This window comes from Pseudomonas sp. TE3786 (assembly GCF_054057335.1).
Genome location: NZ_JBSRZF010000005.1, coordinates 16,914 through 29,712, shown reverse-complemented (window position 1 = coordinate 29,712; position 12,799 = coordinate 16,914). Strand labels below are relative to the sequence as shown.

The following is a 12,799-nucleotide window of genomic DNA, read 5'->3' as shown; positions in this document are numbered from 1 at the left end:
TGGCGGCAGCGAACCCGGCGTTGCGATCAGGCAGCAGCCACGTAAAGCCTGGACTGCGCAGTGCTTTCATCACGCAGCGTGCGGCGCAACTCTTCTGCCTGATGGGTCACGGCGGCCAACGCCTGATCCTTGACGTGGCCGTAGCCACGGATGCGCTCCGGCACCCGCGCCAGGGCCAACGCGCTATGGCGTTTGGCGTCACTCAGGCGTTGCTCGATCAACTGCACATCAGCTTCGTAGGCGGCAATCAATTCGCGCTCCAGATGACGCTCATGGCTGTAGCCGAACGGATCCAACCCGGTACCACGCAGGAACTTGAACTTCGCCAACAGGGCAAACGCCCGCACCATCCAGGGACCGAAACTGCGTTTACGCAGCTCGCCGGTACGCGGATCGCGCTTGCTCAGCCACGACGGTGCCAGATGAAACTGCAGCCGGTAATCGCCTTCGAACTGCGCAGCCAGTTGCCTTGTGAACTCGCCATTGCTGTAAAGACGCGCCACTTCGTATTCGTCCTTGTAGGCCAGCAGCTTGAAGTAGTTGAAGGCCACGGCCTCAGTGAGCGCCAGCGGTTGGCCGGGAAATACGCGGGTTTCTACCTCGCGAACCCGGCTGAGCAGCTGCAGGTAGCGCTCGGCATAGGCGTCGTTCTGGTACTCGCGCAGAGTCGCCGCGTTGCGCTCGATACGCTGCTCGAGGGTTTGCTCCTGTTCCGCTAGTTGTGCAGCGGCATCAGGTTTGGCCAACTTCGCCACAGCTTCAGGTGCATGAGCCGCGCGCCTGCCCCAGAGGAACGCCTGTTGATTCAAAGGCACGGCCACGGCATTCAGCTCGATCGCCTGATTGATCGCCTCGGCGCTCACCGGCACCAGCCCAAGCTGGTAGGCGTAACCGAGCATAAACAGGTTGGTGGCGATGCTGTCGCCCATCAGGCCCGTGGCCAGCTCGGTAGCTTCGACAAAATGGGTTTTGCTCGCCCCGACGGCCTCGACAATCGCCTGCTGCATGGCTGCCCCCGGGAACTCGGCATTGGGGTTGCGGGTGAACTCAGCAGTCGCCGCCTCGTGGCTATTCACCACCGCATGGGCGATTTGCTCGTTGAGTTTGGCCAGCGCCTCTTCACTGGCTGCCACCACCAGATCGCAGCCCAGCAGCAGATCGGTTTCCCCGGCAGCAATCCGCACCGCGTAGATATCGTCCTGCACCGCAGCGATGCGGATATGGGTAATCACCGGGCCGAACTTCTGCGCCAGCCCGGCCTGATCCAGCACGCTGCAGCCTTTGCCTTCGAGATGGGCCGCCATCCCCAGCAAGGCACCGACAGTGGTTACCCCGCTGCCGCCAACGCCCGGTAGCAGTATGTTGTAAGGCCGCTCCAGGGTTGGCTGCGACGGCTCCGGTAGCGTGGGGAAATCCGCGCCATGGCCCAATGCCTCGGGCTGACGAAGACGCCCACCGTGAACGGTGACAAAGCTCGGACAAAAACCATCGACGCAGGTGAAATCCTTATTGCAGGAGTTCTGGTCGATTTCGCGCTTTCTGCCCTGGGCGGTTTCCAGCGGCAGCACCGACAGGCAATTGGACTTCACGCTGCAATCGCCGCAGCCCTCGCACACCGCCGGATTGATAAAGGCGCGTTTGGCCGGGTCGAGCAATTTGCCGCGTTTGCGCCGCCGACGTTTTTCCGTGGCACAGGTCTGGTCGTAGATGATCACCGAGGTGCCTTTGAACTCGCGCAGCTCTCGCTGCACGGCATCCAGCTCGCGGCGATGGTGAAAGGTGACAATAGGGGCAAAGCCGGCGCGGCTGGGGTACTTGTCCGGCTCATCGGATACCAGGGCGATGCGCTTTACCCCCTCGGCAAATACCTGCTGGCTCAACTGATCGACGCGCAGTTCGCCATCGATGGGCTGGCCGCCGGTCATGGCCACTGCATCGTTGTAGAGAATCTTGTAGGTGATATTCACCCCGGCCGCGACCGCCGCACGCAGGGCCAACTGGCCGGAGTGGAAGTAAGTGCCGTCGCCCAGGTTCTGGAAAATATGCGGGGTATCGGTGAAGGGCGCTTGGCCGATCCAGGTCGCGCCCTCGCCGCCCATTTGCGTAAAAGTATCGGTGTTGCGATCCATCCATTGGGTCATGTAATGACAACCGATGCCGCCTTGGGCGCGGCTACCGTCAGGGACCTTGGTGGAGGTGTTGTGCGGGCAACCCGAACAGAAATGCGGGGTGCGTACGGTCTGGTGTTTAGGCGCGGCCAGGGCTTTTTCCTTGGCGGCGAGAAAGGCCAGGCGCGACTCGATCTGTTCGCTGGAGTAGATCGGTGCCAGGCGCTTGGCGATAGCACGGGCGATCATCGCTGGGGTCAGCTCGCTGAGGTTGGGCAGTAGCGACACGCCTTCTTCATCGAACTCGCCAACCACCCGCGGGCGTTTATCCACCGGCCAGTTGTAGAGCTGACCGGTAAGTTGGTCTTCGATGATGCTGCGTTTTTCCTCCACCACCAGAATCTCGTCCAGCCCCTGGGCGAACTCATGCACCGACACCGGCTCCAGCGGCCAGCTCATTCCCACTTTAAGCACCCGCAGCCCTACCTGGGCGCAGAGCTCATCATCGAGGCCGAGATCTACCAGCGCTTGGCGCACATCCAGGTATGACTTGCCGGTAGTAATGATGCCCAGGCGAGGATTGGGCGAGTCGAGCTTCACCTGGTTCAGATTGTTGGCCAGCGCAAAGGCGCGGGCAGCGTAGATCTTGAAGGTGTTCAGGCGTTTTTCCTGCACCAGCGGCGGGTCGGGCCAGCGGATATGCACGCCATCTTCCGGCAACTGGAAATCAGTGGGCAATCGCACCTCGACGCGCAGTGGATCGACGTCCACCACCGCCGAGGAATCGACGTTCTCGGCAATGGTCTTCAACGCCACCCAGCAGCCGCTGTAACGCGACAGCTCCCAGCCGAGAATGCCGTAGTCGAGAATTTCCTGGACATTGGCCGGATTGAGCACCGGGATCGAAGCAACGATAAACGCATGCTCGCTCTGATTGGCGATGCTGGAAGATTTGCAGCCGTGGTCATCGCCGGCCAGCAGCAAAACACCGCCATGGGCCGATACACCGGCGGAGTTGCCGTGTTTGAACACATCACCGCAGCGGTCCACGCCAGGGCCCTTGCCATACCACATGGCAAACACACCGTCGTAACGTGCGCCGGGAAACAGGCTGGTCTGCTGACTGCCCCACACGGCGGTGGCGGCCAGCTCTTCGTTGACGCCGGGCTGGAAGTGAATGTGGTTGTCTTGCAAAAAGGTTTTGGCTTCCCACAGGCTCTTGTCGAGATTGCCCAAAGGCGAGCCGCGATAGCCGGAAATGAAACAGGCGGTGTTCAGGCCATGGGCACTGTCGCGCTGTTTCTGCAGCATGGGCAGGCGGGTAAGCGCCTGGGTGCCGGTGAGATAAAGGTGACCGGTTGCGAGCCGGTACTTGTCATCCAGGCGGATCTCGGCCAGAGACATAGCGGGCGCTCCTGTTATTTTTATGGCGACCTGGGCGGCTACGGTGAAAGCCACCCCTTGCTTCGCCCCGACAGGATCACTGCCTGGGCGCATGGCTAAGAATATGACTGGGCGGTACGGCTTTTTTCTTTCTATTTTTCGGCTCCCGCGCCACTCTTGCGCATGATCTATCCAAGAACAAAAACAATCGGGAATGAGTCATGCAGAATCCATTGAGCCCTATCGATCGCAAGATTCTTCGCTTGCTGCAACACAACGCCGACCTGTCGGCGGCGGAGATTGCGGAAAAGGTCGAGTTGTCGCAATCACCCTGCTGGCGGCGCATTCATCGTATGCAGGAGGAAGGGCTGATCGAACGCAAAGTGGCCCTGCTCAATCCAACGTTGCTGGGCTTCTCGATCACCGTGTTCGTCAACATCAAACTGTCGGCGCATGGGCGCAACAACCTCACCGAGTTTGAACAGGAAATCGTCGGGTACCCGCAGGTGCTGGAGTGCTACACCATGGCCGGCGGCTCCGACTATCTGCTCAAGGTGGTGGCCAAGGACATCGCCAGCTATGAGCGTTTTCTGCGCGACCAGTTGCTACAGCGCCCCCACGTGCTGGAGGCGCACTCCAATATCGCCATGAGTGAGGTCAAGCGCACCACGGAGCTGCCGCTGGACCTGGTTTAGCGGCGTTATTTTTACCGGCGGTAGCTGGCAATCAGCTTCAACAGCGCAGCGACGGTGCGCTCGAAGTGGGCTGAGTTATCCAGTACATGCACCGAACCATCCTGCGTCGAGCTGTCCAGCTGGAACTGGGCATTGCGCGCCAGACGGGCGTCTATCTCTGCTACCGACTCACGACCACGGGCCAACAGGCGCTCGCGCAACACCTGGATGTCGACTGTCAACAGGATGGCCAGTAACCCCGGATAACGGCGGCGAGCCTCTGCCAGGTAGGCGCGCGAACCATTGACCAATACATCATCACCCGCCTCCAGCCATGTATTGATCTGCGCAGGAATTCCATAGGCCAGACCATTGGCACGCCAGCTCATGGCAAAGGCACCGTCGGCCTCCATACGATCGAACTGCTGCGGGGTTACGGCTTCGGCCTCTTCCCCCACGGCCTCGGCCGAGCGGGTGATCACGCGCCGCACCAGATGGCAGCCCTGCATCTCAAGCTGCGGACGAGCAGCCTTCAAAAGGCTGTCCTTGCCGGAACCGGAAGGTCCGATCAGATAAATCAGTGTACCCATCAAGCCAAACCTCTCGGCTATTGCACAGCGTCTTCGCGGCGTTGGGCAAAATTCAGCGGCAATCTTGCCTGATCGAAACGATGACGTGGCAAGCAAAAGGTGAAACCGCTCTAAATCAAGCCTGACGCCTATGACGTGAAGGTAAACATCAGCTTAAATAAGCCGTACTGCAGTACCAACGATGCAACTTTGACAAGTGGCACTCATTTTCGACAGTTGGTGCTGGCACAAAGCCTGTAGCCGGTTCAAAATCTGACACAGATTTGGCGTCAAATAACTGATGCAGTGACTGCTAAGTCAATTGGGGTTTGTGGAACTCCCCGTTGAACGGCTAGTGCTATTGATGGTCAAACCGGTGACAATCATGCAGCCAAGTGCCAGCATCGCTTCCTTGAACTAACCGGTTTAAATGTATGCGCCCTATGAAACAGGCTATTTATTCCAGCCGTACGGCTGACAAGTTCGTCGTTCGTTTACCCGATGGCATGCGCGAGCGCATCGCGGATGTAGCGCGTAATCATCACCGCAGCATGAACTCCGAGATCATCGCTCGCCTGGAGCAGAGCATGCTCCAGGAAGGCTCGCTGGACGAAGACCTGAGCATGCGCCTCGATAGACCGGAACTGTCCCTGCATGAGCGTGAGCTGCTGCAACGGTTTCGCCAACTGTCCCGTCGCCAGCAAAACGCTCTGGTTGCTTTGATCGCCCACGATGCCGAGATGAACGCGGAAGAGGCCTAAGCCGGCCCCACTGCTTCACTTACCAAGCCTCCATAAAAAAACCGCCAATTGGCGGTTTTTTTATGGTTGGGCTTTTTACATTTAAACGAAGCCAGGTGCCTAGAGCAGGAACAGGGTCGCCAGGCCCAAAAAGATAAAGAAGCCCCCGCTATCAGTTACCGCGGTGATCATAACGCTGGACCCCAGCGCCGGGTCGCGCCCGAAGCGGGTCAGGGTCATGGGAATCAGCACGCCCATAAAGGCTGCCAACAGCAGGTTGAGCGTCATAGCTGCAGTCATCACGATGCCCAGCGACCAACTGCCATAAAGCATATAGGCGACTGCACCGATTACTCCGCCCCAGACCACGCCATTAAAAGCCGACACCGCCAGCTCTTTGCGCATCAGGCGCGAGGTGTTACCAGTGCTCACCTGGTCCAGCGCCATGGCTCGCACGATCATGGTGATGGTCTGATTGCCCGAGTTGCCTCCGATACCAGCCACGATCGGCATCAAGGCCGCCAGTGCCACCAGCTTCTCGATGGAGCCCTCGAACAAGCCGATCACCCGCGACGCAATAAACGCAGTGACCAGATTCACCGCCAGCCAGGACCAACGGTTACGCAGCGATTTCCACACTGAGGCGAAGATATCCTCCTCCTCGCGCAGACCCGCCATGTTCAGCACTTCGGTTTCACTTTCTTCACGAATCAGATCGACCATTTCATCGATGGTCAGACGGCCGATCAGCTTGCCGTTCTTATCAACGACAGGCGCGGAAATCAGGTCGTAACGCTCGAAAGCCTGCGCTGCATCGTAGGCATCTTCATCCGGATGAAAGCTCACCGGATCGTCTGCCATTACCTCGGCAACCTGCTTGTCAGGATCATTGACCAACAGGCGCTTGATCGGCAGCACGCCCTTAAGCACGCCGTCGTAATCCACCACAAACAATTTGTCGGTATGACCAGGCAATTCTTTCAGGCGGCGCAGGTAGCGCAGAACCACCTCGAGGCTGACATCTTCGCGGATGGTGACCATCTCGAAGTCCATCAACGCACCGACCTGGTCCTCCTCGTAAGACAACGCCGAGCGCACGCGCTCGCGCTGTTGCGCATCGAGGGTTTCCATCAACTCATGGACAACATCACGTGGCAGTTCTGGTGCCAGGTCGGCCAGTTCGTCGGCGTCCATATCCTTGGCGGCAGCGAGAATCTCGTGATCGTCCATGTCGGCGATCAGGGTTTCACGTACCGAGTCGGATACTTCGAGAAGGATGTCGCCGTCGCGCTCGGCCTTGACCAGCTGCCATACGGTCAGACGGTCATCCAGCGGCAGCGCTTCGAGAATATGGGCTACGTCCGCGGAGTGCAGGTCATCGAGCTTGCGTTGCAACTCGGCGAGATTCTGTCGGTGGACCAGGTTTTCCACCCGCTCCTGGTGCTGGCCTTCCTGACGGTGCGTCAGGTCTTCGACCAGCTTGTGCCGGTGCAGTAATTCAACGACTTGTGCGAGTCGGTCCTGCAGGCTTTCTTGCGGTTTTTTTGCTTCTACTTCGGTCATAGCACACTCCACCCCCAGCGGCAGAGCGCGCCAAAGGGATCAATCAGTCAATTCTTGATTGGTAAAGCGAGGTCTTGAGCTACTACTGGGTAAGTCCATGATTGCGATCCATAAGCCTCGGCGAGGCTGACTGGCAAATGATACCACTGCTCCTAGGCTTTGCATGCGACAAAATCTAGGCAAGAACAAGCGCTTGCGCCACAAAGCTAGGTTTTCTCTGAATCCTGTGTACGACGCATTAGAAAGGCTGGGAGGCACTGCAAAGCGAATAAAAAATAGGCGTAGGGTGAGCAGACAACGTCACGGAGGACACCCCTATGCACCCATCCCTGTGCGCAACTGCGCTGGTCATATCGCTCGCCCCTGCCACCCTGTTTGCCACCACCGTATACCGCTGCGAGGACCACGACGGCAGGGTCACCTTCACCCATCTTGGCTGCCCGAGCGACCAACAGCTGCAACTACAGAACGCCGACAATCCACCGCCTGGCGGCACGGCGCAAGAAACCGGAAAAGCCGCCGGCAAATCCAGATCCACCCGCCCACCCAAGCCCGATGAAGAACACCAGGCCGTAGTCGGCATCGGCCTGCGCCAGGATGGCTGCGGCAATCTGCTCACAGCCAGCGCACGACGCAAGGCAATGATTGACAAGGAAGTGCAAGCGGGCATGAGCCGGGCAGACGTCGAGAGCATGCTCGGCAAGCCGGATAGCATCAGTAGCCAGAACGGCAAGATGCGTTACAACTACGTGGACAAACAGGACAAGGGCCGCAAGCGCAGCGTCAGCTTTGATGCCAGCGGCTGCGTAAAACCCTAGGCAATAAAAAAGGGTCTGCATTTCTGCAGACCCTTTAAATATGGTGCACTCAGGAGGATTCGAACCTCCGACCGCTCGGTTCGTAGCCGAGTACTCTATCCAGCTGAGCTATGAGTGCAATTTACAACTTTCAACTACTTTGCAGAGACTCTCTTGATACATCTCTGGCTTTAAATGACCGACTTGTTTTAGCAACAAATCAGGCTATCTAAATGGTGCACTCAGGAGGATTCGAACCTCCGACCGCTCGGTTCGTAGCCGAGTACTCTATCCAGCTGAGCTATGAGTGCAATGTGACGCAAATTATAAAGCTTCGAAACTGATGGTCAATCAATTTTTCCAGTAATTTCAACGACTTAGCGTAAAACCCCAGAACATCAATTTCGTTGAAATTAATGGCGGAGAAGGGGGGATTCGAACCCCCGACACCCTTTTGAGGTGTACTCCCTTAGCAGGGGAGCGCCTTCGGCCACTCGGCCACCTCTCCGCAACACGGGGCGCATGATATCCATGTTTTCCCCGTTTGCAAAGCCAAAAATTGATAAAAATTAGTGGCTTGGTTCTTGGTCCTTCTCTTTCTGGATGCGCTGGTAGATTTCTTCCCGGTGCACAGCAACTTCTTTCGGCGCATTGACGCCAATTCGCACCTGATTACCTTTAACGCCCAACACGGTGACAGTGACATCGTCACCTACCATCAGGGTCTCTCCGACCCGGCGAGTCAGAATCAGCATTCCCTTTCTCCTTACGGATTTACAGTTCAGGACAACTAGACAGTCTGCAAAAATTAAAATGGTGACGGCAGCGGTGCATATCAACCACCCCGCCGCCGTCACCCAAGTATTGACTAGTGTAGGCAGAAAGAAAGTTCCACCTACCCTGCCAAAAAGACAAAAGGCGCGGAATCAACCGCGCCTTTCGAATAATCGCTTATTCGCCCTGCCGGGCTGGGGCATCCAGCTCGAAGGCGGTGTGCAGGGCACGTACCGCCAGTTCCAGGTATTTCTCCTCAATTACCACGGAAACTTTGATTTCCGAGGTGGAGATCATCTGGATATTGATGCTTTCCTTGGCCAGGGCTTCGAACATGCGGCTGGCAACGCCTGCGTGGGAGCGCATGCCCACACCAACGATGGAAACCTTGGCGATCTTCAGGTCGCCGCTGACTTCACGGGCGTTGATCTCACGCGCAGTCTGCTCCAGCACTTGCTGGGCGTTCTGGTAGTCGTTGCGGTGCACGGTGAAGGTGAAATCGGTGGTGTTATCGTGCGCGACATTCTGCACGATCATGTCCACTTCAATGTTCGCGGCACTGATCGGGCCGAGGATCTTGAAGGCTACACCGGGGGTATCCGGCACGCCACGGATGGTCAGCTTGGCTTCGTCGCGGTTAAAGGCGATGCCGGAGATGATCGGCTGTTCCATGGATTCCTCTTCATCAATAGTAATAAGGGTGCCCGGACCCTCTTGGAAGCTGTGCAACACGCGCAGCGGGACGTTGTATTTGCCGGCGAATTCCACCGAGCGGATCTGCAGCACCTTGGAACCCAGGCTGGCCATTTCCAGCATTTCTTCGAAGGTGATCTTGTCCAGACGACGGGCCTGGGGCACTACACGCGGGTCGGTGGTGTAAACGCCATCGACGTCGGTGTAAATCTGGCACTCATCCGCCTTCAGCGCCGCAGCCAGGGCTACGCCGGTAGTGTCGGAGCCGCCACGGCCCAGGGTAGTGATATTGCCCTGCTCGTCCACACCCTGGAAGCCTGCGACCACAACCACACGCCCAGCCTTGAGGTCTGCACGAATCTTCTGATCATCGATCTGCAGGATGCGTGCTTTGTTGTGGGCGCTGTCGGTGAGGATGCGCACCTGGTTGCCGGTGTAGGACACCGCCGGCACGCCACGTTTGATCAGGGCCATGGCCAGCAGAGCAATAGTCACCTGCTCACCGGTGGACACCATCACGTCCAGTTCGCGCGGAACCGGTTGCTCGCTAATCTGCTTGGCCAGGTCGATCAGGCGGTTGGTTTCACCGCTCATGGCCGACAACACGATGACCAGCTCATTGCCGGCTTCGTGGAATTTCTTGACCTTCTCGGCCACCTGCTCGATACGCTCGACGGTGCCGACGGAGGTGCCCCCAAACTTCTGTACGATCAAAGCCATTTGCAGCTGCCTCAGCCCCTCATTAATCAGTCGCCTCGACCCGTTGCCAAGGCCTGCCGGGCAGCAGGCGGCAACTTGGGTCGAGCGTTATAGACCCTGTTCGACGAATGGCACAGTCAGTGCCAGCGCGGCGTCCAGCGCGCCGGCGTCAACGCCGCCGCCCTGCGCCATATCCGGGCGACCACCGCCCTTGCCGCCAACCGCTTGAGCGGCCTGTTTCATCAAATCACCAGCCTTGAGCTGCGCGGTCAGGTCTTGGGTAACGCCTGCAACCAGCACAACTTTGTCGTCGCTCACCCCACCAAGCAGGATCACTGCGCGGCCGAGCTTGTTCTTCAGTTGGTCGACCAGCGCCAGCAGCGCCTTGCCGTCCAAGCCATCCAGACGATGGGCGAGTACCTTCACGCCTTTCACATCCACAGCCGAACCGGAGAGGTCATCGCCCGCCGCACTGGCGGCCTTGGCCTTGAGCTGCTCCAGCTCTTTTTCCAGCTGACGGTTGCGTTCAACCAGACCGCCGAGCTTGTCCAACAGGTTGTCGCGGTTGCCTTTGACCAGCATCGCGGCTTCTTTCAATTGTTCTTCGGCGCCGTTCAGGTACGCCAGCGCCGCAGCGCCGGTGACTGCCTCGATACGACGTACGCCAGCGGCCACGCCGCCTTCACTGATGATCTTGAACAGCGCGATATCGCCGGTGCGCTCAGCGTGGATACCGCCGCACAGTTCCACCGAGAAGCTGCCGCCCATGCTCAGTACCCGCACGTTGTCGCCGTACTTCTCGCCAAACAAGGCCATAGCGCCTTTGTTCTTGGCGGTTTCGATATCGGTTTCTTCGGTTTCAACGGCAGTGTTCTTACGGATCTCGGCGTTGACGATGTCTTCCAGCGCCTTGATCTGCTCAGGCTTGATCGCCTCGAAGTGGCTGAAGTCGAAACGCAGGCGCTGGCTATCGACCAACGAACCTTTCTGTTGTACGTGCTCACCCAGCACCTGGCGCAAAGCCGCGTGCAGCAAGTGGGTGGCCGAGTGATTCAGCGACGTGGCTTTGCGCACATCAGCTTCGACATTGGCTTCTACCGCCGCGCCTACTTTCAGGCTGCCGCTGGTGACCACACCGTGGTGCAGGAACGCGCCGCCGGCTTTGGTGGTATCACGCACATCAAAACGCACGCCCGCCGCCTGCAGGAAACCGCAGTCACCAATCTGGCCGCCGGACTCAGCGTAGAACGGGGTCTGGTCAAGCACCACCACGCCCTCCTCGCCCGCTGCCAGCTCTTCAACGGCCTGGCCAGCTTTGAACAGGGCCAGCACCTTGGCGTTGCCACTGGTGGCCTTGTAGCCGAGGAATACGGTTTCGCTGTCGACTTTCACCAGGCTGTTGTAGTCCATGGCGAACGAGCTGGCGGAGCGCGCACGCACGCGCTGGGCTTCCATCTCGCGTTCGAAGCCGGCTTCGTCGAGGGTCAGCTCACGCTCACGGGCGATGTCACCAGTCAGGTCCATCGGGAAGCCGAAGGTGTCGTACAGCTTGAAGATCACTTCGCCAGGAATCACGGTGCCTTTCAGCTCGGCCAGGTCCTGCTCGAGGATTTTCAGGCCCTGCTCCAGGGTTTTGGCGAACTGCTCTTCTTCGGTTTTCAGCACGCGCTCGATGTGCGCTTGCTGCTGTTTCAGCTCAGGGAAGGCTTCGCCCATCTCAGCCACCAGCGCGGCAACGATCTGGTAGAAGAAGCTGCCCTTGGCACCCAGCTTGTTACCGTGACGGCAAGCGCGACGGATGATGCGGCGCAGCACATAACCACGGCCTTCGTTGGACGGCGTCACGCCATCGGCAATCAGGAAGCCGCAGGAACGGATATGGTCCGCCACTACTTTCAGCGAAGGCTGATCGTCGTTGCTGCAACCGATGGCCTTGGCGCAAGCGGCCAGCAGGCTTTGGAACAGGTCGATCTCGTAGTTCGAGTGCACATGCTGGAGCACGGCGCTGATCCGCTCCAGGCCCATACCGGTGTCCACCGACGGCGCTGGCAGCGGGTGCAGTACGCCATCGGCAGTGCGGTTGAACTGCATGAAAACGTTGTTCCAGATCTCGATGTAACGGTCACCGTCTTCTTCCGGCGAGCCGGGTGGGCCGCCCCAGATATCGGCGCCGTGGTCGAAGAAGATCTCGGTGCAAGGGCCGCACGGGCCGGTATCGCCCATGGTCCAGAAGTTGTCGGAGGCGTACGGCGCGCCTTTGTTGTCGCCGATACGGACCATGCGCTCGGCCGGTACGCCGACTTCCTTGGTCCAGATGTCGTAAGCCTCGTCATCGCTGGCGTACACCGTCACCCAGAGTTTTTCCTTGGGCAGGTTCAGCCATTTTTCCGAGGTGAGGAATTGCCAGGCGTAATTGATCGCGTCGCGCTTGAAGTAGTCGCCGAAGCTGAAGTTGCCGAGCATTTCGAAGAAGGTGTGGTGGCGTGCGGTGTAACCGACGTTTTCCAGGTCGTTGTGCTTGCCGCCGGCGCGCACGCACTTCTGGCTGCTGACCGCGCGGGTGTAGGCGCGTTTTTCCTGGCCGAGGAAGCAGTCTTTGAACTGGTTCATCCCGGCGTTGGTGAACAGCAGCGTCGGGTCATTGCCCGGAATCAACGAGCTGGAAGCAACACGGGTATGACCCTGTTCTTCGAAGAAGCGGAGGAAGGCTTCACGGATTTCTGCGCTTTTCATAAATTTTTCCACGGGAAAGGCGGCGATCTAATTAGATACAGCGTGCGATAGGGCTAATGGCTACCG

The 12,799-nt window shown here is 58.7% G+C and carries 9 protein-coding genes and 3 tRNA genes; 3 read left to right on the top strand and 9 right to left on the bottom strand.

Annotated elements, in window-relative coordinates:
• Positions 1–26 precede the first annotated feature (26 nt).
• On the bottom strand, positions 27–3,512 hold the full coding sequence (locus tag ACVW0Y_RS07585) for an indolepyruvate ferredoxin oxidoreductase family protein (RefSeq protein WP_457437221.1): 3,486 nt from the start codon (positions 3,510–3,512) through the stop codon (positions 27–29).
• 200 nt (positions 3,513–3,712) lie between these two features.
• Here ACVW0Y_RS07585 and ACVW0Y_RS07580 point away from each other — a divergent pair, with 200 nt between their 5' ends.
• On the top strand, positions 3,713–4,186 hold the full coding sequence (locus ACVW0Y_RS07580) for an Lrp/AsnC family transcriptional regulator (protein ID WP_457437219.1): 474 nt from the start codon (positions 3,713–3,715) through the stop codon (positions 4,184–4,186).
• Positions 4,187–4,197: 11 nt separating this feature from the next.
• Here ACVW0Y_RS07580 and phnN read toward each other — a convergent pair whose 3' ends face one another.
• On the bottom strand, positions 4,198–4,758 hold the full coding sequence (gene phnN, locus ACVW0Y_RS07575; RefSeq protein WP_457437217.1) for a phosphonate metabolism protein/1,5-bisphosphokinase (PRPP-forming) PhnN: 561 nt from the start codon (positions 4,756–4,758) through the stop codon (positions 4,198–4,200).
• Positions 4,759–5,168: 410 nt separating this feature from the next.
• Here phnN and ACVW0Y_RS07570 point away from each other — a divergent pair, with 410 nt between their 5' ends.
• Positions 5,169–5,495 carry an Arc family DNA-binding protein gene (locus tag ACVW0Y_RS07570; protein WP_108097150.1) on the top strand — a complete coding sequence of 109 codons (327 nt, stop codon included), beginning with the start codon at positions 5,169–5,171 and terminating at the stop codon, positions 5,493–5,495.
• Positions 5,496–5,594: 99 nt separating this feature from the next.
• Here the strand turns inward: ACVW0Y_RS07570 and mgtE are convergent, their stop codons facing one another.
• Positions 5,595–7,037, bottom strand: a complete 1,443-nt coding sequence (gene mgtE, locus ACVW0Y_RS07565) for a magnesium transporter (protein ID WP_457437214.1) — start codon at positions 7,035–7,037, stop codon at positions 5,595–5,597.
• Between the two features lie 317 nt (positions 7,038–7,354).
• Between mgtE and ACVW0Y_RS07560 the strand changes: the two genes are divergently transcribed.
• Positions 7,355–7,855, top strand: a complete 501-nt coding sequence (locus ACVW0Y_RS07560) for a DUF4124 domain-containing protein (protein ID WP_457437212.1) — start codon at positions 7,355–7,357, stop codon at positions 7,853–7,855.
• Between the two features lie 41 nt (positions 7,856–7,896).
• Here the strand turns inward: ACVW0Y_RS07560 and ACVW0Y_RS07555 are convergent.
• The 6 genes from ACVW0Y_RS07555 to alaS form a co-directional block, all read right to left on the bottom strand.
• Positions 7,897–7,973, bottom strand: a tRNA-Arg gene (locus ACVW0Y_RS07555).
• Positions 7,974–8,068: 95 nt separating this feature from the next.
• Positions 8,069–8,145 (bottom strand) — tRNA-Arg (locus ACVW0Y_RS07550).
• Between the two features lie 106 nt (positions 8,146–8,251).
• Positions 8,252–8,342, bottom strand: a tRNA-Ser gene (locus tag ACVW0Y_RS07545).
• A 61-nt stretch (positions 8,343–8,403) separates the two neighbouring features.
• Positions 8,404–8,589, bottom strand: coding sequence for a carbon storage regulator CsrA (csrA, locus tag ACVW0Y_RS07540; RefSeq protein ID WP_003283978.1), 186 nt, complete (start codon positions 8,587–8,589; stop codon positions 8,404–8,406).
• 196 nt (positions 8,590–8,785) lie between these two features.
• Positions 8,786–10,021, bottom strand: a complete 1,236-nt coding sequence (locus ACVW0Y_RS07535; RefSeq protein WP_108097153.1) for an aspartate kinase — start codon at positions 10,019–10,021, stop codon at positions 8,786–8,788.
• An 87-nt stretch (positions 10,022–10,108) separates the two neighbouring features.
• Positions 10,109–12,733 (bottom strand): alanine--tRNA ligase, encoded by a 2,625-nt coding sequence (gene alaS, locus ACVW0Y_RS07530; RefSeq protein ID WP_457437207.1) that lies wholly within the window; start codon positions 12,731–12,733, stop codon positions 10,109–10,111.
• Between the last annotated feature and the right edge of the window lie 66 nt (positions 12,734–12,799).